General features: G+C 62.1%; 26 protein-coding genes. 10 read left to right on the top strand and 16 right to left on the bottom strand.

All coding sequences use genetic code 11. From position 1 onward, the window contains the following. Window positions 1–93 precede the first annotated feature (93 nt). The 6 genes from era to lptF form a co-directional block, all read right to left on the bottom strand. On the bottom strand, window positions 94–996 hold the full coding sequence (gene era, locus AC1RL5_RS07360) for a GTPase Era (RefSeq protein ID WP_019094760.1): 903 nt from the start codon (window positions 994–996) through the stop codon (window positions 94–96). Then, on the bottom strand, window positions 989–1,678 hold the full coding sequence (gene rnc / locus AC1RL5_RS07355) for a ribonuclease III (RefSeq protein WP_011059421.1): 690 nt from the start codon (window positions 1,676–1,678) through the stop codon (window positions 989–991). Before rnc ends, era begins: the two co-directional genes overlap by 8 nt. Before the next feature lie 216 nt (window positions 1,679–1,894). Next, complete coding sequence (gene lepB / locus AC1RL5_RS07350) at window positions 1,895–2,749, bottom strand: signal peptidase I (protein ID WP_011059420.1); 855 nt, start codon at window positions 2,747–2,749, stop codon at window positions 1,895–1,897. A gap of 5 nt (window positions 2,750–2,754) precedes the next feature. Further along, window positions 2,755–4,554, bottom strand: coding sequence for a translation elongation factor 4 (gene lepA / locus AC1RL5_RS07345; RefSeq protein WP_011059419.1), 1,800 nt, complete (start codon window positions 4,552–4,554; stop codon window positions 2,755–2,757). A gap of 168 nt (window positions 4,555–4,722) precedes the next feature. After that, on the bottom strand, window positions 4,723–5,784 hold the full coding sequence (gene lptG, locus AC1RL5_RS07340; protein ID WP_011059418.1) for an LPS export ABC transporter permease LptG: 1,062 nt from the start codon (window positions 5,782–5,784) through the stop codon (window positions 4,723–4,725). Then, the gene (gene lptF / locus AC1RL5_RS07335; protein ID WP_072443082.1) at window positions 5,777–6,895 is read right to left on the bottom strand and encodes an LPS export ABC transporter permease LptF; all 1,119 of its coding nucleotides are present in this window, start codon (window positions 6,893–6,895) and stop codon (window positions 5,777–5,779) included. Before lptF ends, lptG begins: the two co-directional genes overlap by 8 nt. Window positions 6,896–7,201: 306 nt before the next feature. Here lptF and AC1RL5_RS07330 point away from each other — a divergent pair, with 306 nt between their 5' ends. The 5 genes from AC1RL5_RS07330 (at window position 7,202) to rlmF (ending at window position 13,852) form a co-directional block, all read left to right on the top strand. Further along, on the top strand, window positions 7,202–8,692 hold the full coding sequence (locus AC1RL5_RS07330) for a leucyl aminopeptidase (RefSeq protein ID WP_065364580.1): 1,491 nt from the start codon (window positions 7,202–7,204) through the stop codon (window positions 8,690–8,692). A gap of 60 nt (window positions 8,693–8,752) precedes the next feature. After that, the gene (locus AC1RL5_RS07325) at window positions 8,753–9,181 is read left to right on the top strand and encodes a DNA polymerase III subunit chi (protein ID WP_015634262.1); all 429 of its coding nucleotides are present in this window, start codon (window positions 8,753–8,755) and stop codon (window positions 9,179–9,181) included. Between the two features lie 7 nt (window positions 9,182–9,188). Then, a complete protein-coding gene (locus AC1RL5_RS07320) occupies window positions 9,189–9,656 on the top strand; it encodes a DNA polymerase III subunit chi (RefSeq protein ID WP_093404567.1) in 468 nt (155 codons plus the stop codon). 119 nt (window positions 9,657–9,775) lie between these two features. Further along, the gene (locus tag AC1RL5_RS07315; RefSeq protein WP_093404571.1) at window positions 9,776–12,622 is read left to right on the top strand and encodes a valine--tRNA ligase; all 2,847 of its coding nucleotides are present in this window, start codon (window positions 9,776–9,778) and stop codon (window positions 12,620–12,622) included. Between the two features lie 204 nt (window positions 12,623–12,826). Next, window positions 12,827–13,852 carry a 23S rRNA (adenine(1618)-N(6))-methyltransferase RlmF gene (gene rlmF / locus AC1RL5_RS07310; RefSeq protein ID WP_492589204.1) on the top strand — a complete coding sequence of 342 codons (1,026 nt, stop codon included), beginning with the start codon at window positions 12,827–12,829 and terminating at the stop codon, window positions 13,850–13,852. A 94-nt stretch (window positions 13,853–13,946) separates the two neighbouring features. Here rlmF and AC1RL5_RS07305 read toward each other — a convergent pair whose 3' ends face one another. After that, window positions 13,947–14,228 carry an HU family DNA-binding protein gene (locus tag AC1RL5_RS07305; protein ID WP_003440137.1) on the bottom strand — a complete coding sequence of 94 codons (282 nt, stop codon included), beginning with the start codon at window positions 14,226–14,228 and terminating at the stop codon, window positions 13,947–13,949. Window positions 14,229–14,622: 394 nt separating this feature from the next. Here AC1RL5_RS07305 and yejK point away from each other — a divergent pair, with 394 nt between their 5' ends. Continuing rightward, a complete protein-coding gene (gene yejK / locus AC1RL5_RS07300; RefSeq protein ID WP_015634258.1) occupies window positions 14,623–15,627 on the top strand; it encodes a nucleoid-associated protein YejK in 1,005 nt (334 codons plus the stop codon). Then, on the top strand, window positions 15,627–15,980 hold the full coding sequence (locus AC1RL5_RS07295) for a glutaredoxin family protein (protein WP_011059410.1): 354 nt from the start codon (window positions 15,627–15,629) through the stop codon (window positions 15,978–15,980). The genes yejK and AC1RL5_RS07295 overlap by 1 nt, the downstream gene beginning before the upstream one ends. Before the next feature lie 79 nt (window positions 15,981–16,059). Here AC1RL5_RS07295 and AC1RL5_RS07290 read toward each other — a convergent pair whose 3' ends face one another. The 5 genes from AC1RL5_RS07290 to AC1RL5_RS07270 all read right to left on the bottom strand — a co-directional run bounded on the left by AC1RL5_RS07290 (window position 16,060) and on the right by AC1RL5_RS07270 (window position 19,993). After that, the gene (locus tag AC1RL5_RS07290; protein ID WP_015634257.1) at window positions 16,060–16,995 is read right to left on the bottom strand and encodes a glutathione S-transferase family protein; all 936 of its coding nucleotides are present in this window, start codon (window positions 16,993–16,995) and stop codon (window positions 16,060–16,062) included. Window positions 16,996–17,082: 87 nt separating this feature from the next. Continuing rightward, window positions 17,083–17,403 carry a GIY-YIG nuclease family protein gene (locus AC1RL5_RS07285; RefSeq protein WP_011059408.1) on the bottom strand — a complete coding sequence of 107 codons (321 nt, stop codon included), beginning with the start codon at window positions 17,401–17,403 and terminating at the stop codon, window positions 17,083–17,085. A 54-nt stretch (window positions 17,404–17,457) separates the two neighbouring features. Beyond that, window positions 17,458–17,928 (bottom strand): nuclear transport factor 2 family protein, encoded by a 471-nt coding sequence (locus AC1RL5_RS07280; RefSeq protein ID WP_011059407.1) that lies wholly within the window; start codon window positions 17,926–17,928, stop codon window positions 17,458–17,460. 99 nt (window positions 17,929–18,027) lie between these two features. Continuing rightward, window positions 18,028–19,320, bottom strand: a complete 1,293-nt coding sequence (locus tag AC1RL5_RS07275; protein ID WP_492589202.1) for a CynX/NimT family MFS transporter — start codon at window positions 19,318–19,320, stop codon at window positions 18,028–18,030. Between the two features lie 13 nt (window positions 19,321–19,333). Continuing rightward, window positions 19,334–19,993 carry a FadR/GntR family transcriptional regulator gene (locus tag AC1RL5_RS07270; protein ID WP_065364583.1) on the bottom strand — a complete coding sequence of 220 codons (660 nt, stop codon included), beginning with the start codon at window positions 19,991–19,993 and terminating at the stop codon, window positions 19,334–19,336. 165 nt (window positions 19,994–20,158) lie between these two features. Here AC1RL5_RS07270 and AC1RL5_RS07265 point away from each other — a divergent pair, with 165 nt between their 5' ends. Together AC1RL5_RS07265 and AC1RL5_RS07260 are read left to right on the top strand one after the other, a co-directional pair. Continuing rightward, the gene (locus tag AC1RL5_RS07265; RefSeq protein WP_072451212.1) at window positions 20,159–20,470 is read left to right on the top strand and encodes a type II toxin-antitoxin system MqsR family toxin; all 312 of its coding nucleotides are present in this window, start codon (window positions 20,159–20,161) and stop codon (window positions 20,468–20,470) included. Then, window positions 20,467–20,949 (top strand): type II toxin-antitoxin system MqsA family antitoxin, encoded by a 483-nt coding sequence (locus AC1RL5_RS07260; RefSeq protein WP_072443073.1) that lies wholly within the window; start codon window positions 20,467–20,469, stop codon window positions 20,947–20,949. Before AC1RL5_RS07265 ends, AC1RL5_RS07260 begins: the two co-directional genes overlap by 4 nt. A 65-nt stretch (window positions 20,950–21,014) precedes the next feature. Here the strand turns inward: AC1RL5_RS07260 and AC1RL5_RS07255 are convergent, their stop codons facing one another. The 4 genes from AC1RL5_RS07255 to AC1RL5_RS07240 all read right to left on the bottom strand — a co-directional run bounded on the left by AC1RL5_RS07255 (window position 21,015) and on the right by AC1RL5_RS07240 (window position 25,173). Next, complete coding sequence (locus AC1RL5_RS07255; RefSeq protein ID WP_011059402.1) at window positions 21,015–21,779, bottom strand: amino acid ABC transporter ATP-binding protein; 765 nt, start codon at window positions 21,777–21,779, stop codon at window positions 21,015–21,017. A gap of 10 nt (window positions 21,780–21,789) precedes the next feature. Then, a complete protein-coding gene (locus AC1RL5_RS07250) occupies window positions 21,790–22,887 on the bottom strand; it encodes an amino acid ABC transporter permease (RefSeq protein WP_011059401.1) in 1,098 nt (365 codons plus the stop codon). Between the two features lie 10 nt (window positions 22,888–22,897). Next, window positions 22,898–24,079 (bottom strand): amino acid ABC transporter permease, encoded by a 1,182-nt coding sequence (locus AC1RL5_RS07245; protein ID WP_011059400.1) that lies wholly within the window; start codon window positions 24,077–24,079, stop codon window positions 22,898–22,900. 65 nt (window positions 24,080–24,144) lie between these two features. Further along, window positions 24,145–25,173: an amino acid ABC transporter substrate-binding protein gene (locus AC1RL5_RS07240; RefSeq protein ID WP_011059399.1), complete on the bottom strand. Its 1,029-nt coding sequence runs from the start codon at window positions 25,171–25,173 to the stop codon at window positions 24,145–24,147. Window positions 25,174–25,649: 476 nt separating this feature from the next. On the opposite strand from AC1RL5_RS07240, the gene AC1RL5_RS07235 reads away from it, so the two are divergent. Then, a complete protein-coding gene (locus AC1RL5_RS07235) occupies window positions 25,650–26,306 on the top strand; it encodes an alpha/beta hydrolase (protein ID WP_011059398.1) in 657 nt (218 codons plus the stop codon). The last annotated feature ends 65 nt before the right edge of the window (window positions 26,307–26,371 follow it).

The following is a 26,371-nucleotide window of genomic DNA, read 5'->3' as shown; positions in this document are numbered from 1 at the left end:
GAGGGAACCGGGTCCGGAGAAGGGGTTGCAGCTGTTCGCCGGCAAGCCGGCTCCTACAGGAAGGTGCAGGAGCCGGCTTGCCGGCGAAGTGCATCAGAGGTCGCCGTAGCCCAGGGAGCGCAGGGCGCGTTCGTCGTCGGACCAGCCGCCCTTGACCTTGACCCAGAGGTTGAGCATGACCTTGGAATCGAACAGCAGCTCCATGTCCTTGCGCGCCTCCATGCCGATGCGCTTGATCCGCTCACCCTTGTCGCCAATGATGATTTTCTTCTGGCCGTCGCGCTCGACGAGGATCAAGGCATGGATATGCAGGGTCTTGCCCTGCTGCTTGAACTCTTCGATTTCCACGGTGATCTGGTAGGGCAGCTCGGCACCGAGCTGGCGCATGATCTTTTCCCGCACCAGTTCGGCGGCGAGGAAGCGGCTGCTGCGGTCAGTGATCTGGTCTTCCGGGAAGAAGTGGTCGTTCTCCGGCAGGTGCTTGGCGATCAGGCCTTCCAGGGCTTCGAGGTTGTGGCCCTGCTGGGCGGAGACCGGCACGATCTCGGCGTTCGGCAGTTGCTCCTGCAGCCAGGTCAGGTGCGGCATCAGCTCGGCCTTGTCCTCGATGCGATCGGTCTTGTTGATCGCCAGGATTACCGGGCCCTGCACGTACTGCACACGCTCCAGTACCAGTTGGTCTTCGTCGGTCCACTTGGTGCGATCGACCACGAAGATCACCACGTCGACGTCTTTCAACGCCGCCGAAGCGGTCTTGTTCATGTAGCGGTTCAGCGCCTTCTCGTTGCTCTTGTGCATACCGGGGGTATCGACGTAGATCGCCTGGATGGCGCCTTCTGTCTTGATCCCGAGCATGTTGTGACGAGTGGTCTGGGGCTTGCGCGAGGTGATCGCCAGCTTCTGGCCGAGGATGTGGTTGAGCAGCGTCGACTTGCCCACGTTGGGGCGGCCGACGATGGCGACATAGCCACAGCGTGTTGCAGTTGAATCAGTCATGGCCATTCTCCACGCCCAGGGCAATCAGTGCTGCGGCGGCCGCTACCTGTTCGGCAATACGGCGGCTCACACCCTGACCTCGGCTTTTTTCATTCAATAAGGTGACTTCACATTCAACGAAGAATGTCCGGCAATGCGGTTCGCCCTGGATATCCACCACTTCGTAACGTGGCAATTCGCAGGCGCGGGACTGGAGGAACTCCTGCAGCCGGGTCTTGGGGTCCTTGTTGGTGTCCACCAGGGTCAGGCTCTCGAACTCCGAGGCCAGCCAGGACAGCACGCGGTCACGGGCAGTCTCCATGCCGGCGTCCAGGTAGATCGCACCAATCAGGGCCTCCAGGGCATCGGCAAGGATCGACTCACGACGGAAACCGCCGCTCTTCAATTCGCCGGAGCCCAGGCGCAGGTACTCGCCCAGGTCGAAACCACGGGCCAGCACCGCCAGTGTTTCACCTTTTACCAGACGCGCGCGCAAACGCGACAGCTGGCCTTCGCGGGCCTGGGGAAAGCGCTCGAACAGCGCCTCGCCGGCAACGAAGTTGAGAATGGCGTCACCGAGAAACTCCAGGCGTTCGTTGTTGCGCCCGGCAAAGCTGCGGTGAGTGAGGGCCAGCAGCATCAGCTCCTGGTCCTTGAAGGAATAACCGAGCTGACGCTCGAGACGGCTCAAAGAAACGCTCACGGTTTACCCACGCTGGTTTCGTTGCCGAAACTCGCCATCCCAGGGGCCGCGCACGAGGTGCGGGTGGCAATTAACGCTGTGTTCAAATTTACATCCTGAATATCGTTGACTGCATGCTTCTGGCGATAAGGCTGTTACGGGTCGCCCAAGGGCAAGGCCGTTTTATACAAGAGCCAGAAAAGCATTCGGCGCTGTGTTCAACAGCGCCGCGTGTGATTACTTGATCAGGCCAACCCGCGAGAAATTCGGCAGGTGGCTGAGTTTCGGTTCGGGCCAGCTCATCCAGACTGCGAAGGCCTTGCCGACGATATTCTTGTCGGGAACCATGCCCAGCAGGTCCTTGGGAATACTTGGATCGTCCCAGTAGCGACTGTCGTTAGAGTTGTCGCGGTTGTCGCCCATCATGAAGTAGTGCCCGGCCGGCACCACCCAGCGACCGTCCGGGGTTGCCCGGTAACGGCTCATTTCCTTGCGGATCAAGTGCTCGGCGGCGCCCAGTTTTTCCTTGTACAGCTCGGCGCTGCCCAAGGTGCCGGGTTCAGCCCCCACCAGTTGCTCCGCCACCGGCTGACCGTTGACGAACAGGTGCTTGTCACTGGTGTAGCGCACTTCATCACCCGGCAGGCCGACCACACGCTTGATGTAGTTGACGTTCGGATCGCTTGGGTAGCGGAACACCATCACATCGCCGCGCTGCGGATCACCGACTTCGATGACCTTCTTGTCGATCACCGGCAAGCGGATCCCGTAGGAAAACTTGTTCACCAGGATGAAGTCGCCCACATCCAGGGTCGGCTTCATCGAGCCCGATGGAATCTGGAACGGCTCCACCAGGAACGAACGCAGCACCAGGACGATGAACAGCACCGGGAAGAACGACTTGCCGTATTCAACCAGCAGCGGCTCTTTGCTCAGCTTCTCGACCACCACCCCGTCCGGCTGGCTGACGCTGCCCTGATAGTTGGCAATGGCGGCACGCCGGCGCGGTGCCAGGAACACCAGGTCGAGCAACGCCAAGAGACCGCAAACGAAGACAGCGATGACCAGCAACAGCGGGAAATTTAGTGACATAGGACCTAACTATCCAACCTGAGCACGGCAAGGAAGGCTTCTTGTGGAATTTCCACGTTGCCCACTTGCTTCATGCGTTTCTTACCGGCCTTCTGCTTTTCCAACAGCTTGCGCTTACGGCTAACGTCGCCGCCGTAGCATTTGGCCAGTACGTTCTTTCTGAGTGCCTTGACGGTTGTCCGCGCCACAATCTGCCCGCCAATGGCGGCCTGGATTGCCACGTCAAACATCTGCCGAGGAATCAGTTCTTTCATCTTTTCGGTCAGCGCACGCCCTTTGTAGTGGGCGTTGTCACGGTGCACGATCAACGCCAGGGCGTCGACCTTCTCACCGTTGATCAGCACATCCAGTTTCACCAGATTAGCCGACTGGTAACGATCGAAATGGTAATCCAGCGAAGCATAGCCGCGGCTGGTGGATTTCAGGCGGTCGAAGAAGTCCAGGACCACTTCGTTCATCGGCAGGTCGTAGGTCACCTGGACCTGGCTGCCGAGGAACAGCATGTCGTGCTGTACGCCGCGCTTCTCGATGCACAGGGTTATGACGTTGCCCAGGTGCTCTTGCGGCACAAGAATATTGGCCCGCACGATCGGCTCGCGCATGTCTTCGATCGCCGACAGATCCGGAAGCTTGGACGGGTTGTCGACGTAGATCGTTTCACCGTTCTTCAGTTGCAGCTCGAAGATTACCGTCGGTGCGGTGGTGATCAGGTCCAGGTCGTACTCGCGCTCCAGGCGCTCCTGGATGATCTCCATGTGCAGCATGCCGAGGAACCCGCAGCGGAAGCCGAAGCCCAGGGCGTCGGAGCTTTCCGGGGTGTACTGCAGGGAAGAGTCGTTCAGGGTGAGCTTCTGCAGGGCTTCGCGGAAATCCTCGAAGTCGTCGGAGCTGACCGGGAACAGGCCGGCGTAGACCTGGGGCTGGATGCGCTTGAAACCCGGCAGCACTTCAACGTCCGGGGTCGAGCTCAGGGTCAGGGTGTCACCCACGGGCGCGCCGTGAATGTCCTTGATGCCCGCGATGATGAAGCCCACTTCACCGGCCTTGAGGTCGGTGGTGGCGGTGTGTTTCGGGTTGAATACACCAACGCTGTCCACCAGGTGGATCTTGCCGGTGGACTTGACCAGGATCTTGTCGCCCTTCTTCACCCGGCCATGACGTACACGTACCAGGGACACGACGCCCAGGTAGTTGTCGAACCAGGAGTCGATGATCAGGGCTTGCAGCGGGTCTTCGATGTTGCCGGTCGGTGCCGGAATGGTGGTCACCAGGCGCTCGAGCACCTCGTCCACGCCCAGGCCGGTCTTGGCGCTGCAGGTCACGGCGTCGGTGGCATCGATACCGATGATCTTCTCGATCTCTTCCTTGACCCGCTCAGGATCGGCCTGTGGCAGGTCGATCTTGTTCAGCACCGGCATCACTTCCAGGCCTTGCTCGATGGCGGTGTAGCAGTTGGCAACCGACTGGGCTTCGACGCCCTGGCCGGCGTCCACCACCAGCAATGCACCTTCACAGGCCGCCAGGGAACGGCTGACTTCGTAGGTGAAGTCCACGTGGCCCGGGGTGTCAATGAAGTTCAGCTGGTAGGTAATGCCGTCGCGGGCCTTGTAATAGAGGGTGACGCTGTGGGCCTTGATGGTGATCCCGCGCTCACGCTCAAGGTCCATGGAGTCCAGAACCTGGGCTTCCATTTCGCGCTCGGCCAGGCCGCCGCACATCTGGATGAAGCGATCGGCCAGAGTCGACTTGCCATGGTCAATGTGGGCGATGATGGAGAAATTGCGGATATGACTCAAATCACTCACGGATGAACACTCAAAAAGGCTGCAGGCATGGCCCGCCGAAAAATAGCCGGGAATTGTACCTGATACTCGGCACAAGCGTCACGCTCGCCTGTCAGCGTTTGTCAAATGCAAAAACGCCCCGATCCAAGGACCGGGGCGTTACGTCAAGACCCTGGCAAAGCCGCGGAATCAGCCGGCCCGGCGCAACAGCCAGACGCCCGCCACCGCGCAGATACCCGCAGGCACCAGCACCGCGAACAACGGCGAAAAGCCAAATACCAGGCTCGAAGGGCCCAGCAGATCCTGGGCGATGCGGAAGGTGAAACCCACCAGTACGCCGGTGAATACCCGCTGACCCAGGGTCACCGAACGCAGCGGACCGAAAATGAAGGAAATGGCCATCAATACCAGCGCCGCCGTCACCAGCGGCTGCAGGACCTTGACCCAGAACGCCAGCCAGTAGCGACCGTTGTTCAGGCCCTGGTCGGCCAGGTAGTGGATGTAGCCCCACAGGCCGCTGATGGACAGGGATTCCGGCGCCATCACCACGGTGCTCAGCAGTTGCGGGCTCAAGGCCACATCCCAACGTTCGCCGGGCACGCTGATGACTTCGGTATGACCGTCGCGGAAGTAGGTGGTGGTGACATCCGTCAGCTGCCAGTAGTCCTCGTGGAAACGGGCCTGCCGGGCGAAGCTCGACGACAGCATGTGGCGCTGGTCATCGAAGTGGTAGCGGGTCACGCCATAGAGCAGGCCATTGGGCTGCACTGCGTTGATATGGATGAATTCATCGCCCTGGCGGTGCCACAGGCCGTGCTTGGAACTCTGGGCATCGCCGGAACCCTGGGCCAGGGCCCGACTGGCCTGGGCCTGGGTCTCGGTGGCCGGCGCTACGTATTCACCCACCAGCACGCCCACCAGCATCAGCACCAGCATGGGCTTCATGACCGCCCAGACAATACGGCCCACCGATACACCGGCCGCGCGCATGATGGTCAACTCGCTGTTACTGGCCAGGCTGCCAAGGCCGATCAGGCAGCCGATCAGGCCTGCCATCGGCAGCATTTCATAGACCCGACGCGGCGCAGTGAGGGCCACGTAGCTCATTACATCCACCACGGTATACGTTTCGTTGACAGCCCCCATCTCATCGATGAAGGCAAACAGCGAGGCCAGCCCGAGGATGATCCCCAGGACCGCCAGGATAGCCATGAACACACTGCTACCGATGTAGCGATCGAGCTTAACCACGAGCCATCTCCTTCACGCTGCGACGACTCGCCATTTTCAAGCGCATCGGCTCCCAATACATCAGGCCGAGGCCAATCAACAGAAACAGTAGGTGCACCCACCACAGCCCCAAGGCCGGGGAAATCTTGCCCTTCTCCATTGCACCGCGCACGGCGATCAGGATGGTCAGGTAGGCCATGTACAGCAGGATCGCCGGGATCAGCTTGAGGAAGCGGCCCTGGCGCGGGTTGACCCGGGACAACGGCACCGCCATCAAGGTCACGATAAACACCAGCAATGGCAGGGACAGGCGCCATTGCAGCTCGGCACGGGCTCGCAGGTCATCCTTGCCGATCAGGTCAGCGGTGGGCATGGCATCGCGATCGGTGACTTCGTCGCTGACGTCCGGACGCTCCAGCAAAACACCGTAGGTGTCGTACTTGATCACCCGGTAGTTGGCCTCGCCCGGGTTGCCGTCATAGCGATAGCCGTTTTCCAGGATCAGGTAGCGATTGCCGTCGGGGCGAATGTCCTGATGGCCCTTCTCGGCCACCAGCACCGAAATGCCCTCGTCCTTTTTCTGCTGGCCCAGGCGTTTCTCGGAAATGAACACGCCGCCCAGGTTGGTTCGGTCTTCGGACAACTGCTCGGTGTAGGTGACCCGGGTACCGTCGTTGAGCGCCTGGAAGCGCCCCGCCACCAGCGTGTCGAACTCGGTCAGGGCATCCTGCTTGTTCAGCAACAGCTGGAACTGGTTGGCACCCTGGGGCGCCAGGCTCAGGCTCAGCCAGGCCACCAGCAGGGCCACCAGGGCCGCCGGGATCATGGTTATGCCCAACAGGCGTTGCTGGCTCATGCCGGTGGCCGACAGCACGGTCATCTCGCTTTCGAGATAGAGCCGGCCGTAAGCCAGGAGAATGCCGAGGAACAGCCCCAGGGGCAGGATCAGTTGCAAGAAGCCCGGTAGGCGAAACCCCATGATCAGGAACAGCGAGCCCGGATCCAGGGCCCCCGAGGCGGCTTGCGCGAGGAACTTGACGAAGCGCCCGCTCATGATGATGACCAGCAATACCGCGCTCACGGCACTCAGGGTCAGCAGGATTTCGCGGGACAGATAACGAAAGACGATCAAACCAGACACTCCAGGGTTGTCAGGCTAAGGCGGCCGAACAAGCAAACGTATCGAGCCGGCCCCAGACGCAGGGCCGCCGAAAAAAGATGGCGCATTATCCTGTGATTGCGTGCGCCTGTCACGGAGGATGCTCACCCAGCGCTCTAATGCGCCGAAACTGGCCCATGCGAGGGTTGTCAGCCGCGACCGGCGAGGTTCAAACTGGTGGCTTTGTCGTCGGCAGCATGCGGCGTCTTCTTCTATATAGATAAGCTTGGCGCAGGACAGCTTCCTGCGCTCTTTGACCATTTATTCAGGGACCCAGACATGGAACTGGTTGTAAAAAGCGTTAGCCCGGAAACGTTGAAGACCGCCACCCTGGTGGTCGCCGTCGGCGAAGGCCGCAAACTCGGCAGCGTTGCCAAGCAACTCGACGAACTCAGCGGCGGCGCCATCAGCGCCGTACTCAAACGCGGCGACCTGGCCGGCAAGGTCGGCCAGAGCCTGCTGCTGCACGGCGTGGCCAAGCTCAAGGCCGAGCGGGTGCTGCTGGTAGGCACCGGCAAGGACGGCGAACTGGGCGACCGCCCGTTCCGCAAGATCATCAGCGGCGTGCTCACCACCCTCAAGGGCCTGGGCGGCAGCGACGCCGTGCTGGCGCTGGATGAAGTCGTGGTCAAGGGCCGCGACAGCTACGGCAAGACCCGCCTGCTGGCAGAAACCCTGGTGGACGGTGGTTATGTCTTCGACCGCTACAAGAGCCAGAAGGCCGAGCCCCGCGCCCTGAAGAAAATCACCCTGCTGACCATCAAGGCCGCCGAAGCCGAAGTCCAGCGCGGCGTGACCCATGCCCAGGCCATCGCCAACGGCATGGCCTTTACCCGCGACCTGGGCAACCTGCCGCCGAACGTCTGCCATCCGACCTTCCTCGGCGAACAGGCCAAGGCCCTGGGCAAGGAGTTCAAGGGCCTGAAGGTCGAGGTCCTCGACGAGAAGAAGATCAAGGAACTGGGCATGGGCTCGTTCTATGCCGTGGGCCAGGGCAGCGACCAGCCGCCACGCCTGATCGTCATGCAGTACAACGGCGGCAAGAAGTCCGAGAAGCCGTTCGCCCTGGTGGGCAAGGGCATCACTTTCGACACCGGCGGCATCAGCCTCAAGCCGGGCGCCGGCATGGATGAAATGAAGTACGACATGGGCGGCGCCGCCAGCGTGTTCGGCACCCTGCGCGCCGTGCTGGAGCTGAAGCTGCCGATCAACCTGGTGTGCATCCTGGCCTGCGCCGAGAACATGCCCAGCGGTGGCGCCGCGCGCCCTGGCGACATTGTCACCACCATGAGCGGGCAGACCGTGGAGATCCTCAACACCGACGCCGAAGGCCGCCTGGTGCTGTGCGATGCCCTGACCTACTCCGAGCGCTTCAAGCCACAGGCCGTGATCGATATTGCCACCCTCACCGGTGCCTGCGTGGTCGCCCTGGGCGCCCATACTTCGGGCCTGCTGGGCAACAACGACGAACTGATCGGCCAACTGCTCAGCGCCGGCCAGCAAGCCGACGACCGCGCCTGGCAACTGCCGTTGTTCGACGAGTACCAGGAGCAACTGGACAGCCCGTTCGCCGACATCGCCAACATCGGCGGGCCAAAGGCCGGCACCATCACCGCCGCCTGCTTCCTCTCGCGCTTCACCAAGAACCTCAACTGGGCGCACCTGGACATCGCCGGCACTGCCTGGACCAGCGGTGGCAAGGACAAGGGCGCCACTGGCCGTCCCGTCCCCCTGCTGACCCAATACCTGCTGGACCGCGCCAAAGCCTGAAAACCATGACCGCAGGGGGCACCGCATGAAGGCGGCGCCCTCCTCGGCTCAGGAAGCCCAATGACCAAAGTCGACTTCTATATTCTTCCCAGCGCGGACCCTGCGGCGCGCCTGGATTTTGCCTGCAAGCTCACCGACAAGGCCTGGCGCATGGGCCACCGCATCTACCTGCATTGCAGCGATGCAGAGCAACGGGACGAGCTCGATGCCCGCCTGTGGCGCTTCAAGGGCGAAACCTTCGTCCCCCACGGCCCGGCGGAAAGCGAACCCGAAAGCCTGATCGTCCTCGGCCTCGGCCAGGACCCCGGCCCCCACAATGACCTGCTGGTGAACCTGGACCTGAAAGTGCCGGCCTTCGCCCCGCGTTTTGCCCGGATTGCCGAGGTGGTGGTGGAGGACCCCGCTATTCGTCAGGCGGCCCGCGAGAGTTTCCGTTTCTATCGCGAACAGGGCTATCCTCTGCAAGATCACCGTTTACAGCGACTCTGAGCACCCGATGGACACTCCCAATCCGCTGCAAAAGCCCGCGCACCTGCTGGATGACCTCGAGTCGATCCGTAAACTGCTCGGCGATGAAAACCTGCAACCGCCACTGCTGACCGAGACCGTCAGCAGCGAAGTACAGATTCCCCTGCTGTTCGACATGGTGGGCAACCAGCAGCCGGCCGCTGCCCAAGCCGCCCCTGCCGCGCCAGCCCCGGCGCAAGCCGCCGCACCCGCGCCGGCTCAAGCGGCAACACCCGCTCCAGCACCTGCAGCGGCGGCCCCCGTCGCCAAGCCTGCCACCGCCAGCAACAACGCCGATGCCTTGCTGCACCTGGACAGCGAACTGCGCGCCGCCGCACAACTGATCATGCAGGACGTGATCGACGACTTCGCGCCGCATATCGAAACCGAGATCAAGCGTCGCCTCGACGCCCGCCTGGAACGCCTGCTCGCAGCGACCACCAGCGGCAAACCATAAGCCACACGCAAAAGCCGGGCCGGGCCATCTTGTCGCTTGCCGCTGGTGGCTTGCTGCCGCCCCCCTCCGCTATACTTCCCGGCTTTTCCTGAATAAATGCCAATAGGGTCCCGCCGCGCATGGATAAGACCTACCAGCCGCACGCCATTGAAACTTCCTGGTACCAGACCTGGGAGTCCGAGAACTACTTCGCCCCGCAAGGCGCGGGCGACTCCTACACCATCATGATCCCGCCGCCGAACGTCACCGGCAGCCTGCACATGGGCCACGGCTTCAACAACGCGATCATGGACGCCCTGATCCGTTTCCGCCGCATGCAGGGTCGCAACACCCTGTGGCAGCCGGGCACCGACCACGCCGGCATCGCCACGCAAATGCTGGTGGAGCGCCAGATCGAAGCCCAGGGCCAGAATCGCCATGACCTGGGCCGGGAAAAATTCCTCGAGAAAGTCTGGGAATGGAAGGATCAGTCCGGGGGCAACATCAGCCGCCAGATTCGCCGCCTGGGCTCCTCCGTGGACTGGAGCCGCGAGCGCTTCACCATGGACGACGGCCTCTCGGAAGCAGTGAAGGAAGCCTTCGTGCGCTTGCACGAAGACGGCCTGATCTACCGCGGCAAGCGCCTGGTCAACTGGGACACCAAGCTGCACACGGCGATTTCCGACCTCGAAGTGGAAAACCACGACGAGAAGGGTTTCCTGTGGAACCTCAAGTACCCGCTGGCCGACGGCGCCAAGACAGCCGAAGGCAACGACTACCTGATCGTCGCCACCACCCGTCCGGAAACCATGCTCGGTGACTCCGCCGTCGCGGTGAACCCTGAAGACGAGCGCTACAAGGCCCTGATCGGCAAATTCGTCGAGCTGCCCCTGGTGGGCCGCCGTATCCCGATCATCGCCGACGATTACTGCGACCCCGAGTTCGGCACCGGCTGCGTGAAGATCACCCCGGCCCACGACTTCAACGACTATGAAGTCGGCAAGCGCCACAACCTGCCGCTGCTCAACATCTTCGACAAGAACGCCGCCGTACTGCCGGCCTGCCAGGTGTTCAACCTGGACGGCAGCCTGAACGACAGCGTCGACGGCAAGATCCCGGCCGAGTACGTGGGCCTGGACCGCTTCGAAGCACGCAAGCAGATTGTTGCCGCCTTCGACGCCGCCGGCCTGCTGGTGAGCGTCGACGACCACGCGCTGAAAGTGCCGAAGGGCGACCGTTCCGGCACCGTCATCGAACCGTGGCTGACCGACCAGTGGTATGTCTCCACCAAGCCGCTGGCAGAACCTGCCATCGCCGCCGTGGAAGACGGCCGCATCGCCTTCGTGCCCAAGCAGTACGAGAACATGTATTTCTCCTGGATGCGTGACATCCAGGACTGGTGCATCAGCCGCCAGCTGTGGTGGGGCCACCGCATTCCGGCCTGGTACGACGAGTCGGGCAAGGTCTATGTCGGCCGCGACGAAGCGGAAGTACGGGCCAAGCACAACCTTGGCCCGGACGTTGCCCTGCAGCAGGACAACGACGTGCTCGACACCTGGTTCAGCTCGGGCCTGTGGACCTTCTCCACCCTGGGCTGGCCGGAACAGACCGACTTCCTCAAGACCTTCCACCCCACCGACGTGCTGGTCACCGGCTTCGACATCATTTTCTTCTGGGTCGCCCGGATGATCATGCTCACCATGCACCTGGTGAAGAACGAGGACGGCACGCCGCAGGTTCCGTTCAAGACCGTGTACGTGCACGGCCTGGTCCGCGATGGCCAGGGCCAGAAGATGTCCAAGTCCAAGGGCAACGTCCTCGACCCGCTGGACATCATCGACGGTATCGACCTGGAAACCCTGGTGCAGAAGCGCACCACCGGCCTGATGCAGCCCAAACTGCAGAAAGCCATCGAGAAGCAGACCCGCGCCGAATTCGCCGACGGTATCGCCAGCTACGGCACCGACGCCCTGCGTTTCACCTTCTGCTCCCTGGCCACCACTGGTCGCGACATCAAGTTCGACATGGGCCGCGTCGAGGGTTACCGCAACTTCTGCAACAAGATCTGGAACGCCGCGCGCTACGTGCTGGACAAGGGCGAGGACTGCGGCCAGAACGGCGAAGCTTACGAGCTGTCCCTGGCGGACCGCTGGATCATCTCGCAACTGCAGCGCACCGAAGCTGAAGTGACCCGTCAGCTCGACCAGTTCCGTTTCGACCTGGCCGCCCAGGCCCTGTACGAGTTCATCTGGAACCAGTACTGCGACTGGTACCTGGAGCTGTCCAAGCCCGTGCTTTGGGACGAGAACTCGCCAGTTGAACGCCAGCGCGGCACCCGTCGCACCCTGGTGCGCGTGCTGGAAGTGGCGCTGCGCCTGGCGCATCCGTTCATGCCGTTCATCACCGAGGAAATCTGGCAGCGCCTGGCGCCGCTGGCAGGCAGCACCGGCAAAACCATCATGCTGCAGCCTTGGCCGGTGGCCAATGAAGCACGCATCGACCAGGCCGCCGAAGACGACATCGAATGGCTCAAGGGCCTGATGCTCGGCACTCGTAACATTCGCGCGGAAATGAACATCGGCCCGGGCAAGCCCCTGGCCCTGTTCCTGAAGAATGTCAGCGCCGAAGACCAGCGTCGCCTGACCGAGAACGAAGCCTTGCTGAAAAAGCTGGCCCGACTCGAATCCATCACCGTACTGGCTGCCGGCGACGAAGCGCCGCTGTCCGCCACGGCGCTGGTGGGCGAGATGGAAGTGCTGGTGCCCATGGCCGGCCTGATCGACAAGGGCGCCGAACTGGCACGCCTGGACAAGGAAATCCAGCGCCTGCAAGGCGAAGTGCAGCGAGTGGGCGGCAAGCTGTCCAACCCGTCCTTCGTCGACAAGGCCCCGGCCGAAGTGATCGAGAAGGAACGCGCCAAACTGGCCGAGGCCGAACAGGCCCTGGGCAAGCTGGCGGAGCAGCACGCACGGATCTCCAGCCTGTAACGGCGATTCGCGCAGTGTGAAAGAGGGAGGCCGCAAAGGCCTCCCTTTTTTATTGGCGGCAGATCGCTTTCGCTGGCAAGCCAGCGCCTGCCGGTACGCGTTGGTTTGCCAGGAGCCGGCTTGCCGGCGGCGAAGCCTCCCGCCCCAACGCCGCAAGATATGGGACAATGCCCGCCACTTTGAACCACCCCGAATCGATCCCCCATGACCGCCCCCAACACCCCCAAGCCTTCGCGCAAAAAACCCAAGCCTGCCTCCCCGGCCAAAGCCGCCACGCCCCGGGAAAAGGCCAGCCTGCATCCGCGCAATCGTCACCAGGGGCGTTACGACTTCCCACAACTGATCAAGAGCACACCGGAGTTGGGGCAGTTCGTGATCCTCAATCCCTATGGCAAGGAAAGCATCGACTTCGCCGACCCGGCCGCGGTACGGGTGTTCAACCGAGCCCTGCTCAAGGCCTTCTACGGCATCGCCCACTGGGATATTCCGGCGGACTTCCTCTGCCCGCCAGTGCCAGGTCGCGCTGACTATGTGCACTTCCTCGCCGATCTGCTGGCCAGCCACAACCAGGGTGAAATCCCTCGTGGCGCGGCCGTACGGGTACTGGATGTCGGGGTCGGCGCCAACTGCATCTACCCCCTGATCGGCTACAGCGACTACCGCTGGCAGTTCCTCGGCTCGGACATCGACAGCACCGCCCTGGCGGCGGCCAAGGCGATTGTCCAGGCCAACGGCTTGAACATGGCCATCAGCCTGCGCCAGCAGGGCAATCCCAAGCAGATCCTCACCGGCCTGCTGGACAGCACCGAGCGTTTCGACCTGACGATGTGCAACCCGCCCTTCCATGCCTCCCTGGACGAAGCCACCCGCGGCAGCCAGCGTAAATGGCGGGCCCTGGGCAAGGCCGACCCCAAGCGCAAATTGCCGGTGCTGAATTTCGGCGGGCAGGCCCGGGAGCTCTGGTGCGAAGGCGGCGAGATCCGCTTTGTCAGCCAGTTGATCAGTGAAAGCGCCAGCGTCGGCCAACAGGTACTGTGGTTCAGCACCCTGGTGTCGAAGGCCTCTAACCTGCCGGCGATTGAAAGCGCGCTGAAAAAGGCCGGAGCCCTGGAAAGCCAGGTGATGGAAATGTCCCAGGGGCAGAAACAGAGCCGCTTCGTCGCCTGGACCTTCAAGGACAAGGCACAGCAACAGGCCTGGAGCCAGGAACGCTGGATGAGGAAGAACTAAAGAGGCGGGGGATTCAAGGACGATTCACCTTGCGTGAATCGGTGTTACACAAACCGTGCCCGGAAAACTTCTGAGCACGGTTTCACTGCAAGTATTACTTGTTAACAGCGTCGGTCAGGCCTTTAGCCACAACCAGCTTGATAACTTTCTTGGCAGCGATTTCGATGGCAGCGCCAGTCGATGGGTTACGGCCAGTACGGGCAGGACGCTCGGTCACTTTCAGTTTGCCGATACCTGGCAGAGTGATTTCGCCGCCATTTTCCAATTGATCAGCAACGATCTGAGCCAGTTGGTCCAGGGCGTTACGCGCGGTGGTTTTCGGCGCGTCGATAGCTTCAGCGATATCAGCGATCAGTTGGTCTTTAGTAATAGCCATTGTGGTGTTCCTTCCCTATCAAATTCATTTGGATTGCAGAGTGCAGTGTCAGCCATCGAGCCAGATCTTGTGAATCTGGCACCCCGGTTACAACCACGACAGATCGGGGTTATAGATACCGAAATCAGGGTTTGGTTCGACCCGACAAATGCTGAATGCACGCTTAACGCTGAGACATCGCGTAAGACGGGGCAAAACTAGCACACAGACGGGGAAATATCCGCCTCTACCTAGCCATTTGGTCAGCTTTATTGCTCTAAATCGGTAAAAAAATGCATAAGCCTTACCGACGAGCCGTTCATCACCCGGCAAACCGCGCCAAAACCAGCGGGTGCGGTACACTGGGCACTTTTTCGGGGAGCCCGCCCTCCCCCTTCAATCAGCCGAGAAGCCCATGCCGATCCGTCATTGCATCGTCCACCTGATCGACAAAAAACCCGACGGCAGCCCAGCAGTCCTGCACGCCCGTGATTCCGAACTGGCAGAGTCCGCGGCCATCGAGAACATGCTCGCCGACCTCAATGAAAGCTATAACGCCAAACAGGGCAAAGCCTGGGGCCTGTTCCACCCCGAGTCCGGTGCGTTCCCCTTCAGCGGCTGGCTGAAGGAGTACCTGGAAGGCGGCCAGGACTTCACCGCGTTCAGCCGGGTAGCGGTGGAGCATCTGCAGAAGCTGATGGAAGAGTCCAACCTGTCGGTGGGCGGCCACGTACTGTTCGCCCACTACCAGCAAGGCATGACCGACTACCTGGCGATCGCCCTGCTGCACCACAGCGAGGGCGTGGCGGTGACCGACCAGCTGGACGTGACGCCGTCGCGCCACCTGGACCTGGGCCAGCTGCATCTGGCGGCGCGGATCAACATCTCCGAATGGCAGAACAACAAGCAGTCCAAGCAGTACATCTCCTTTATCAAGGGCAAGAACGGCAAGAAGGTCTCGGAGTATTTCCGCGACTTCATCGGCTGCCAGGAAGGTGTCGACGGCCCGGGCGAGACCCGCACCCTGCTCAAGGCCTTCAGCGACTTCGTGGAAAGCGAGGACCTGCCGGAAGACTCGGCCCGGGAGAAGACCAAGACCCTGGTGGACTACGCCAGCAGCCAGGCCAAGCTCGGCGAACCCATGGGCCTGGAAGAACTCTCGGAACTGATCGACGAGGATCGCCCCAAGGCGTTCTACGATCACATCCGCAACAAGGACTACGGGCTGTCGCCGGAGATCCCCGCGGACAAGCGCACCCTGAACCAGTTCCGCCGCTTCACCGGTCGCGCCGAGGGCCTGTCCATCAGTTTCGAGGCCCATCTGCTGGGTTCGAAGATCGAGTACGACGAAGAAGCCGGGACCCTGATCATCAAGGGCCTGCCCACCCAACTGACCGACCAGCTCAAGCGCCGTAACTGATGCTCCAGGGGGTATTGAAGAAGTTCCTGCTGATCCTGCTGGTGGTGGTGACCTACCAGCACTGGGGCAAGATCGAACGGCTGTTCAACCCTTCGGCAATGGTCAGCGAAGAGACCCGCGAGCATGCCCGGGTGGTGCTGTACGCCACCGACTGGTGCGGCTACTGCAAGGCCACCCGGCGCTTTCTCGATCAGAAGGGCATTCCCTTCCGGGAATTCGACATCGAGAAAGACGCCGCGGCACGCCAGGCCTACACCGCCCTGGGCGGTGCCGGGATTCCGATCCTGGACGTAAATGGCACCCTGATCCGCACCTACGATCCCGACGCGATCATGGCCGCGCTGAAGCCCTAGGAGCCGTTTCGCTTGCCAGCGAAGGGGGCGGCCGCTCTGGGAATGCCTTCGCAGGCAAGCCAGCTCCTGCAGATATGCATCACTGGGCCTGGATGCGAAAGCCCAGCCGTGGGAAGTGCACGTGGACCACTCCGGCACGTGGATCTTCACGGCGCAGGATCAGCTCTTCAGTACCGGCGAACAGCAACTCGCCCGCCACCGGGTCGACACCGTAGTCAGTCGCGGCAATCACCACCTGCTGGCCCGCCTTGAAGCCGTTGGGGTCGACGAACTGTTCATCCGGCAGCGCCGCCGGGGTGGCACTGCGCGAGACCTCGAGGGCCTCTTCGGCGCTCATTTCGGTGAAGGAGCCATGCCCGAAACCCAGGACCCGCGCCAGCCAGCCAGCAACCGCCGGGTAGTCGTCCACCAGCGGCGCGGTCACCGGCGTGCCCTTGAGGAACCACAGCGGGTGAGCCAGGGCAATATCGGCAATCGATGGTTGGCCAAACAGGAAGTCCCCGGGCTCGCGCTGCAACTGCTGCTCCAGGCGCGCCATGAGGGTCGGCCACTGATGCTTGGCCACCTCCAGAGGCAGCCGGCTGGCGCTGCCGCCACTGAACAGCCCGGCACGGTCGGCCATGAAGGCCTTGACCGCTTCCGGCGGCAGCTTGCCGAAACGCACGGCTGCGGATTCAGGCTGGAATACCAGGGTCACCGCGTGCTGGAACACTACCGAATCGACCCAGGCGGCGAAGGCCGCACTGATCATTTCCTGGCCTTCGGGAAACAGCGCAGGCGAGGATTTTTCCTGCTCCAGGCGGCGCGCGATCAAGGCCGTGTCGCAATAGATATCCGCGCCGACCTGCAACACCGGGGTCTTGCGATAGCCACCGGTCAGGGCGGTCAGGTCGGGCTTGGGCATCACCGGGGAAATCTTCACCGAGCGCCAGGACAGCCCCTTGAAACCCAGCAGCAAGCGGGCTTTTTCCGCAAAGGGAGAGGTCGGGTAATGGTGGAGAATCAACTCTGACATGCTGGGGTCCGCCGGAAGAGGGAGAGCGCTGAGCTTAGCGCGCAATCCGTGGACGGCCTACAGATCCGGCTGATGAGAACCTATCAGTCAGATTGATGCCGCGGCGGTGGCCGAAGCCACCAGGCATTCCTTGGCACTCTTCCTGAGCTTCTTGATCAACCGCTCCTGGCGCAAGGCTTCGCCCTTGTCCCGGCAAGCCTCGGTATAGACCAGCGCCACCGCCGGGCTGGAGAGAAAGAAACGCGCGCCCTTGCCGCTCTGGTGCTTGGCGAAGCGCTTCACCGGGTCGTCGCTGATACCGCAGTACAGGGCACCGTTGGCCGCCCGCACCAGATACACGAACCAGGGCTTGGCGTCAGTGGCAGGCTGCGCCGTTTCGGCACTGGAGGATGAAAGAGGGCTGGTCACAAAAGGTATCGAGGCCTGTGGATAACAAGCCGCGATCTTAGCAGAGGATGGCTTTCAGCGACCGCTCTGGAAGGCCTTGAGCCCCTTGCGCGCCTGGGCGCGAACAGCATTCTTGAGCAGCGGCGTCCAGCCCAGCAGCAGGCCCTTGGTGCCCAGGGCCTGGCGCGCCCAACGCCACATGTCGAACTGATCGTGATGCTCGCAGATCTTGCCGTCGCGAAACACGAACCGGGCCTGGATATCGTTGATCACCGTATTGCCGGTCTGGCTGAACAGGTAGGTGGCAACCCAGTGCGCGCCGCCGGAATTCGAGTCGGCACGCACCTGATCGAAAGTCAGGGAAAAGTCCTTGGCACGGGAGGTGAGCATGCGCCACATATCGCCGGCATCACGCCCGCGCAACTCGCCGAACGCCGGGTCACTGAACAGCACATCCTCGGTGTAGCAGGCGCTCATGGCCTCGGCATCCAGGCGCTGGAAAGCCTGATAGAACTCGGTGATCAGGGCGCGATGGGCATCACTCATGAACGGACTCCGAAAGGGCAAGGGGGATGCAGCACAATAATCCGCAACCCCGGCGAACACTATCGGCATTTACCGAGCAAATAGCGCAAGCAAGGCCCGTCAGATTCTCTCGCTCTGCACCTGCACATGCAGCGAACGACCGGCGCCCAGCCCGGCAATGATCGCACCGCAGCCCAACACCGCGAAAATCCACCCCACAGCGTTCCAGCCCCCGGTCCAGTCGTGCACCAGGCCCACCGCAAACGGCCCCATGGAAGCCAGGGTGTAGCCGATGCCCTGGGCCATGCTCGACAGGTTGGCCGCCACATGGGGGTCCCGGGAGCGCAGCACGATCAGGGTCAGGGCCAGGCTGAAGGTGCCGCCCTGCCCCAGGCCCAGCAGGACCGCCCAGCCCCACAGGCCCTCGATGGGCGCGTACAGGCAACCGAACAGGCCGCCCAGGGTCATCAGCATGACAATCACGATGGCCAGGCGCTGGTCCTTGCCCCGGGTCGCCAGCCAGGGCGCCGCCAGAGAACTGGCCAATTGCACGATCACCGAACCGGACAGCACCAGCCCGGCCTGGGTCGGGGTCAGCCCACGGCCGATCAGGATCGACGGCAACCAGCCAAACACGATGTACGCCAGGGAGGATTGCAGGCCCATGTACAGGGTTACCTGCCAGGCCAGGCGGTCCCGCAACAGGCCGCGCACGCGAAAGGCCACATGGTGAGCACCGTGCTTGTGCCCGACCTGAGGCAACCAGAACAGGGCCGCCACCAGCGCCGGCACCACCCAGAAGCCCAGCCCCATGGCCCAACTGCCCCCGAAATGCTGGCTCAGAGGCACCGTGGCCCCCGCCGCCATCGCCGCACCCAGGCACAGGGCCATGGTGTAGACCCCGGTCATGGTGCCCGCGTGCCGGGCGAAGTCACGCTTGACGATACCCGGCAGCAGCACCCCGATCACGCCGATGCTGGCGCCGGCCAGGATGCTCCCGGCAAACACTTCGACCTCACCGAAGGAACTGCGCAGCACAATGCCCAGGGCCAGGGTCATGAGGATGCCCAGCACCACCCGCTCGGCGCCGAAGCGCCGGGCCAGCAGCGGCGCCAAAGGCGCGAACAGCCCCAGGCACAGCACCGGCAAGGTAGTCAGCAGCCCGGCCTTGGCGGCCGATAGCCCCAGGTGCTGCGACACATCACTGAGCAGTGGCGCCATGCTCGACAGCGCCGGACGCAGGTTCAGCGCCACCAGGATCAGCCCCAGCAGCAACAGCCAGGGGCGCTGCAGAGGCGGTGGAGCCTGCTGCACCTCTTCATCATCAGCCTCGGCGTCGATCAGCAGCTCTTCGAGCTCGGCGGAACGCCGAGGCGAGGACGGGGTTTTCGCAGGTACCGTTTGATTGGACATGGAGGTCTCGGACTCAGGATTCGTTGATCAGCTGGCGGGAAATGTTCTTGGCCCGTTCGGGGTCGCGTTGCTCGATGGCATCCAGCAGGTGTTGGTGCCGATCGAAGACTTCCTGACGCCTGGGGGTCACGGTCAGGGTCTGGCGCAACTGGGCGCCGACCACGCTGGAGAAATAGCGATACAGCTGGCTGAGGGTCGGGTTGTGGGCGGCGTCCACCAGGCGCTGGTGAAATACCAGGTCGCAGGCGATGTAGCTTTCCAGGTCGCCATGAAAGTGCCCGCCGCTAACGGCCAGCGCATCGCTCAGGGCGTGCAGGTCCTCGTCGGTGCGGCGCAGGGCGGCCAGGCCGACGGCCTCCACTTCCAGAATGTGGCGGGTTTCCCGGGCCTGCTCCAAGGAGCACTGGGACAGTGCCTGGAGCATGTCCAAGGGATCGGCCACCGCCCGCAGGTAACTGCCGTCACCCTGGCGGATCTCGATCAGCCCGGAAAACGCCAGTACCCGCAGGGCCTCGCGCACGGTGTTGCGGCTGATGCCCAGCTCACTGGCCAGTTCCGGTTCGGTGGGCAGGCGCTGGCCCACGACCCAGGCGCCATTGGTGATGCGCAGGCGCAGTTGCTCCAGGGCCTGGTCGACCAGGGAACGTTTGATCAGGGGGGATATTTCGCTCATTGAACTCACTCTTTCATCCAATCATCGGACGAATTGCCTGGCATGGTATTCAGACCTTTCCCAGAGTTCAACGTTTTAGGCGGGTGCAGGCACTTTCGCCATTTCAAACAGGCCTTGACAAAAAACCCTTTAAGGGTAATTTCGAGTCAGCCTCAAGGGTGTCTCATGGAAAAGAAAACACCTCACTATGACCTGTCGCTGATCAAGGCACAGGTCGTTCGGCAAGGGGCGCAAGCCTGCACTCGAAGCGCGTTGCTCTGCGGCAAGGAACTCGGATTGTCCTTGGCGGCCATGCAACGAGTGATAGCCGGACTCCAGGGCAGCATGTTCTACAAATCGATGACCACCTATCACGATCACCGGGTGTGGCAGGACGTGTATTACACCGGCATCGATAACCGGACGCTCTACATCAAGATCACCCAGCGCCCCGGCATAGGGCCTCCAGTGATCTCCTTCAAGGAGGCACAAGCATGAAACGACAACAGTGCTACAGCTGCGGCGCTCCCACCGGCATGCTGGCGTTCGAGCAGCGCAGCGAGCTCATCGACTACCGGCATCTGCAGCGTCACCTCCATGGCCTGGCCGGCTGGGAATGCCAGGAATGCGGTGAAATCGAATTCGACGCACCGAGCGCAGAACGTTACGCCGCCGCGGGCGACCAATTACTGGAGGATTACCGGCAGAGCGTCGCCGCCGACATGAAGCGCATCCGCCGCAAGCTGCACCTCTCGCAGAAGGAAGCGGTCAAACTGCTGTCGGGTGGCGGGCACAATGCCTTTTCCCGTTACGAGCGCGGCGAAGTCAGCGCGCCCCAGCCGCTGTACATGCTGATGCGCTTGTTGGATCGCCACCCGCAGTTGATGAAGGACGTACTGGAGCTCAGCGAGCCGCAACTGGCGCCCTCAGCCTTGAGCGACCAACCCGAACCACAGCTCGGCGCTGCCGGCCGTTGAACGCCGGGCAAAAATAAACCCGGAGCCAGTCCGGGTTTATCGTCAGCGCAGGCCCCGCTGCAGCATCAATGCAGGATCTGGCTCAGGAACAGCTTGGTACGGTCGTTCTGCGGGTTGTCGAAGAAGTCGTTGGGTGCCGCCTGCTCGACGATCTCGCCCTTGTCCATGAAGATCACCCGGTTGGCCACGGTGCGGGCAAAGCCCATTTCGTGGGTCACGCAGAGCATGGTCATGCCGTCTTCGGCCAGGCCGATCATGGTGTCCAGCACCTCCTTGACCATCTCCGGGTCGAGGGCCGAGGTGGGCTCGTCGAACAGCATGATCTTGGGCTTCATGCACAGCGCCCGGGCAATCGCCACCCGTTGCTGCTGGCCACCGGAAAGCTGGCCCGGGTACTTGTTGGCCTGCTCCGGAATGCGCACTCGCTCCAGGTAATGCATGGCGATTTCCTCGGCCTTGCGCTTGGGCATCTTGCGTACCCACATCGGCGCCAACGTGCAGTTCTGCAAAATGGTCAGGTGCGGGAACAGGTTGAAGTGCTGGAACACCATGCCCACTTCCCGACGAATTGCCTCGATCTGCTTGAGGTCGTTAGTCAGTTCCACGCCGTCCACCACGATGCGCCCCTGCTGGTGTTCTTCCAGGCGGTTGAGGCAGCGGATGGTGGTGGATTTGCCCGACCCCGAAGGCCCGCACAGGACAATGCGCTCGCCTTGGCGGACGTTGAGGTTGATGTCCTTCAACACGTGGAACTGGCCGTACCACTTGTTCACACCCTGCATCTGAATAATGCCTTCAGGGCCCACAGGCTTTTTGCTCGCTTGACTCATGGAGATACTCCTAACGCTTGTGGCCTGTGTCCAACTTACGCTCCAGGTGCATGGAGTAGCGGGACATACCAAAACAGAAAATCCAGAACACCAGGGCCGCGAAGACATAGCCTTCGGTGGCCATGCCCAGCCATTTGGGGTCGGCGGCGGCTTGCTTGACGCTGTTGAGCAGGTCGAACAGGCCGATGATGATCACCAGGCTGGTGTCCTTGAACAGGGCGATGAAGGTGTTGACGATGCCGGGAATCACCAGCTTCAGGGCCTGCGGCAGAATCACCAGCCCCATGGCGCGCCAGTAGCCCAGGCCCATGGCCGCAGCCGCTTCGTACTGGCCCTTGGGAATGGCCTGCAAGCCACCCCGCACCACCTCGGCCACATAGGCCGACTGGAACAGGATCACCCCGATCAGCGCACGCAACAGCTTGTCGAAATTCATGCCTTCGGGCAGGAACAGCGGCAGCATCACCGAGGACATGAACAGCACGGTGATCAGCGGCACGCCGCGCCAGAACTCGATGAAGGTCACGCAGACCACGCGGATCGCCGGCAGGTTGGAGCGCCTTCCCAATGCCAGCAGGATTCCCAGCGGCAGTGCCCCGGCGATGCCCACGGTGGCAATCACCAGGGTCAGCATCAGGCCACCCCACTGGCTGGTGGCCACCGTGCTCAGGCCCAGGTAACCGCCGTGCAACAGGCTGTAGGCAATGATCGGGTAACCCACCAGGAAGCACAGCCCGTAGATCGCCTTGCGCGGGAAGCGCGAGATGAACAACGGTGCGGCACCGATCACCGCCAGCCACACGCTCAGGTCCACTCGCCAGCGCAGTTCCACCGGGTAGTAGCCGTACATGAACTGGCCGAAGCGCTGCTGGATGAACACCCAGCAGGCGCCGCCCCTGGTGCAGTCGGCGCGAGAGGTACCGACCCAGTTGGCGTCGAGAATCGCCCAATGCAGCAGCGGCGGCACCACCAGGTAGATCAGGTAGAAGGCAAACAGGGTCAACAGGGTATTGAGCCAGTTGGAGAACATGTTGGCGCGCATCCACGCCAGCACGCCGATACTGCGGCTGGGCGGCGGCATATCGGGCTTGAAGGTATGAGTCGTCATGGGCGCTTCCTCACCGCTCGATCAGCGCAATGCGCTTGTTGTACCAGTTCATCAGCAGGGAAATGCTGATGCTGATCGCCAGGTACACGCTCATGGTGATGGCAATGACTTCAATGGCCTGGCCGGTCTGGTTGAGCACCGTGCCGGCAAACAGCGAAACCATTTCCGGGTAGCCGATACCGGCTGCCAGGGAAGAGTTCTTCGCCAGGTTCAGGTATTGGCTGGTCAGCGGCGGAATGATCACCCGCAGGGCCTGGGGAATGATTACCTTGCGCAGGGTCGGGCCGTTGCGCAGCCCCAGGGAGCGGGCCGCCTCGGTCTGGCCGTGGCTCACCGACTTGATCCCGGACCGCACGATCTCGGCGATGAACGCCGCGGTGTAGACAGTCAGGGCCAGTGTCAGGGCCAGCAGCTCGGGAATCAGCACCCAGCCGCCGACGAAGTTGAACCCCGCCAGCTTCGGCATCTCCCAGTGCACCGGCGAGCCGAAGATCAGCGTGCACAGCGCGGGAATCACCAACAGCAGGCCCAGGCCGCTCCAGAACTTGTGAAAAGGCACGCCGGTGGCCTCAAAGCGCCGGTTGGCCCAGCGGCACATCAGCGCGATGGCGCCGATGGCCAGGACCAGGCTTGCGACAAACGCCCAGAAACCGGGGGCCATCTGCGCCGCCGGCATGTTCAGGCCGCGGCTGCTGACGAAGAACATATCGCCGAAGTTGTGGCTGTTGCGCGGCCCCGGCATGGTCAGGAATACCGCGAAGTACCAGAACAGGATCTGCAGCAGCGGCGGAATGTTGCGGAACACTTCCACATACACCGTCGCCAGCTTGCTGATGATCCAGTTCGGCGACAGCCGCGCCACACCGATGATGAACCCCAGCAGGGTCGCGAGAATCACCCCGATAAAGGTCACCAGCAGGGTGTTGAGCAGGCCGATGACGAACACCCGGGCATAACTGTCCGCTTCGGTGTAGGCAATCAGGTGTTGCGCGATGCCGAACCCGGCGCTGCGCTCGAGAAAGTCGAAACCCGAGGTGATCCCTCGGTGCTGGAGGTTGGTTTGCGTGTTGTCGAACAGAAACCAGCCCAGTGAAACCACCGCCACCAGGGTGATGATCTGGAACAGCCAGGCGCGCACACGGGGATCGCTGAGGCTGAGCCTCTGCTTGGGTGCGCCGATTGTATTTTGCATGAAGTGCCCCAGGAATAATGGAACAGAACATCACCCGGCGGTTGGCCCGCCGGGTGATAGAACCATCAGCGCACAGGTGGTGCGTATTGGATGCCGCCGTTGTTCCACAGCGCGTTCAGGCCGCGGTCGATGGCCAGTGGCGTGCTCTTGCCGAGGTTTTTCTCGAACACTTCACCGTAGTTACCTACTTGCTTGACGATCTGCACCACCCAGTCCTTCGGCAGTTTCAGGTCTTTGCCATATTCACCGTCCGCGCCCAGCAGACGTGCAACATCAGGGTTCTTGGTGGATTTGGCTTCAGCCTCGACGTTCTTCGAGGTGACGCCCGCCTCCTCGGCGTTGAGCATGGCGAACAGGGTCCACTTGACGATGCTGAACCACTCTTCGTCGCCCTTGCGCACCACCGGGCCCAGGGGCTCCTTGGAGATGGTTTCCGGCAGAACGACATAGTCGGTAGGGGTTGCCAGCTTGCTGCGCTGTGCGTAGAGCTGGGATTTGTCGGAGGTCAGTACGTCGCAACGCCCGGACTCCAGGGACTTGGCGCTTTCGTCAGAGGTATCGAAAGTGATCGGGGTGTATTTCAGACCATTGCCGCGGAAGTAGTCCGACACGTTCAGTTCGGTAGTAGTACCGGCTTGAATACAGATAGTCGCACCGTCCAGCTCTTTGGCGCTTTTTACGCCCAGTTTTTTGTTCACCAGGAAACCGATCCCGTCGTAATAGGTGACGCCGGCGAACACCAGGCCCATGCCCGCATCGCGGGAACTGGTCCAGGTGGTGTTGCGCGACAGCACGTCGATCTCGCCGGACTGCAGCGCAGTGAAGCGCTCCTTGGCGTTCAACTGGCTGAACTTGACCTTGGTCGCATCGCCGAACACCGCAGCCGCCACCGCGCGGCAAACGTCGGCATCGATGCCGAGGATCTTGCCGGTGGCATCCGGTACCGAGAAGCCCGGCAAACCGTCACTGACGCCGCATTGCACGAATCCTTTCTTCTGTACTGCATCGAGGGTCGCACCCGCCTGTGCGAAACCGCTCATACCCAGCACCGTTGCTGCCGTGACGGCAGCCAGGGTGGATTTCAACATCTTCATTCAAACCTCCAATTTTGCTCTTGTTGTGTCGGAGCTTGAGTCCTGCCGCACCCTCATGAGGCGCTGTTGACCCGTGTCGGCTTTTTTATGGGGTCAAGCGGCGTAAGACCTTAGCTATGAGTCTAGTAGGAGAAATCCACGTAATAGGGGGCCTACATCTCACCAATCGGCCGAACGGGCTGTAGCCCTTCGCAGTTCGCAAAGCCCGTAGCGGCCAGTGGCGAACCTTCATCAGAGGAGGCTGGCTATCCCATCGCCTGCGGTAGCCTGTTAGTGTTACCGCCGGCGGACAGGGCTTTCACCTGGACTCCTCTTTCTGAGCCATAGCAAAGCCCGTACCACAGTCCCGGCTAAAGCGTTTCAGCCAGTGGTCAACAGTAAAACGTTCAACCGTGCGACATCTTCTTCACCGATCAACCGGGCGCGCCCTTCACTCACGCACTCAATCAGCGCGCACGCACACAAATGGAGCAGCCATGACCGAGCCCTTGATTCTTCAGCCCAGCAAGCCCGCAGATGCCTGTGTGATCTGGCTTCACGGCCTGGGAGCGGACCGTTACGACTTCCTGCCGGTAGCCGAGATGCTGCAGGAAACCCTGCTGAGCACGCGCTTCGTATTGCCCCAGGCGCCGACCCGGGCAGTGACCATCAATGGCGGATATGCCATGCCCAGCTGGTACGACATTCTGGCCATGAACCCGGCCCGCGCCATCAGCCGTGAACAGCTCGAGGAATCGTCTGACGAGGTCATCAGACTGATCGAAGAACAACGCACCAGCGGAATAGACGCATCGCGAATTTTCCTCGCCGGCTTCTCCCAGGGTGGCGCCGTTGTACTGCACACCGCCTTCCTCAAATGGCAGGGTCCATTGGGTGGCGTACTTGCCCTGTCCACCTATGCCCCGACCTTCAGCGATGAACTGCAACTATCGGCCAGCCAACAGCGGATTCCGGTGCTTTGCCTGCACGGCCAGTACGACGAAGTGGTGCAGAACGCCATGGGCCGTACCGCTTATGAGTACCTGAAGCAGCATGGTGTCACCGTGACATGGCAGGAATACCCAATGGAACACGAGGTGTTACCAGAGGAAATCCGCGACATCGGTACCTGGCTGAGCGAGCGCTTGCGCTAGAAAATCCGCGCGCCGTGCCCCCGGCGAGCAACAGACTACGCCGCGCCCGCTTCTTGCATTACACT

The organism is Pseudomonas sp. GW822-FHT06D10 (assembly GCF_058799535.1).
The sequence above is the reverse complement of the archived record's forward strand: the minus strand, read 5'-3'. Positions and strand labels throughout refer to the sequence as shown.

Coding starts and splice junctions, on each gene's coding strand:
- AC1RL5_RS07305 (WP_003440137.1), bottom strand. CDS start 14,228: ATGGCTATTACTAAAGACCAACTGATCGCTGATATCGCTGAAGCTATC.
- AC1RL5_RS07295 (WP_011059410.1), top strand. CDS start 15,627: ATGCTCCAGGGGGTATTGAAGAAGTTCCTGCTGATCCTGCTGGTGGTG.
- AC1RL5_RS07280 (WP_011059407.1), bottom strand. CDS start 17,928: ATGAGTGATGCCCATCGCGCCCTGATCACCGAGTTCTATCAGGCTTTC.
- rlmF (WP_492589204.1), top strand. CDS start 12,827: ATGACCGCCCCCAACACCCCCAAGCCTTCGCGCAAAAAACCCAAGCCT.
- lepB (WP_011059420.1), bottom strand. CDS start 2,749: ATGTCACTAAATTTCCCGCTGTTGCTGGTCATCGCTGTCTTCGTTTGC.
- AC1RL5_RS07290 (WP_015634257.1), bottom strand. CDS start 16,995: ATGTCAGAGTTGATTCTCCACCATTACCCGACCTCTCCCTTTGCGGAA.
- AC1RL5_RS07265 (WP_072451212.1), top strand. CDS start 20,159: ATGGAAAAGAAAACACCTCACTATGACCTGTCGCTGATCAAGGCACAG.
- AC1RL5_RS07245 (WP_011059400.1), bottom strand. CDS start 24,079: ATGCAAAATACAATCGGCGCACCCAAGCAGAGGCTCAGCCTCAGCGAT.
- AC1RL5_RS07325 (WP_015634262.1), top strand. CDS start 8,753: ATGACCAAAGTCGACTTCTATATTCTTCCCAGCGCGGACCCTGCGGCG.
- AC1RL5_RS07270 (WP_065364583.1), bottom strand. CDS start 19,993: ATGAGCGAAATATCCCCCCTGATCAAACGTTCCCTGGTCGACCAGGCC.
- era (WP_019094760.1), bottom strand. CDS start 996: ATGACTGATTCAACTGCAACACGCTGTGGCTATGTCGCCATCGTCGGC.
- AC1RL5_RS07320 (WP_093404567.1), top strand. CDS start 9,189: ATGGACACTCCCAATCCGCTGCAAAAGCCCGCGCACCTGCTGGATGAC.
- AC1RL5_RS07275 (WP_492589202.1), bottom strand. CDS start 19,320: ATGTCCAATCAAACGGTACCTGCGAAAACCCCGTCCTCGCCTCGGCGT.
- AC1RL5_RS07235 (WP_011059398.1), top strand. CDS start 25,650: ATGACCGAGCCCTTGATTCTTCAGCCCAGCAAGCCCGCAGATGCCTGT.
- yejK (WP_015634258.1), top strand. CDS start 14,623: ATGCCGATCCGTCATTGCATCGTCCACCTGATCGACAAAAAACCCGAC.
- AC1RL5_RS07315 (WP_093404571.1), top strand. CDS start 9,776: ATGGATAAGACCTACCAGCCGCACGCCATTGAAACTTCCTGGTACCAG.
- AC1RL5_RS07240 (WP_011059399.1), bottom strand. CDS start 25,173: ATGAAGATGTTGAAATCCACCCTGGCTGCCGTCACGGCAGCAACGGTG.
- AC1RL5_RS07260 (WP_072443073.1), top strand. CDS start 20,467: ATGAAACGACAACAGTGCTACAGCTGCGGCGCTCCCACCGGCATGCTG.
- AC1RL5_RS07330 (WP_065364580.1), top strand. CDS start 7,202: ATGGAACTGGTTGTAAAAAGCGTTAGCCCGGAAACGTTGAAGACCGCC.
- AC1RL5_RS07255 (WP_011059402.1), bottom strand. CDS start 21,779: ATGAGTCAAGCGAGCAAAAAGCCTGTGGGCCCTGAAGGCATTATTCAG.
- AC1RL5_RS07250 (WP_011059401.1), bottom strand. CDS start 22,887: ATGACGACTCATACCTTCAAGCCCGATATGCCGCCGCCCAGCCGCAGT.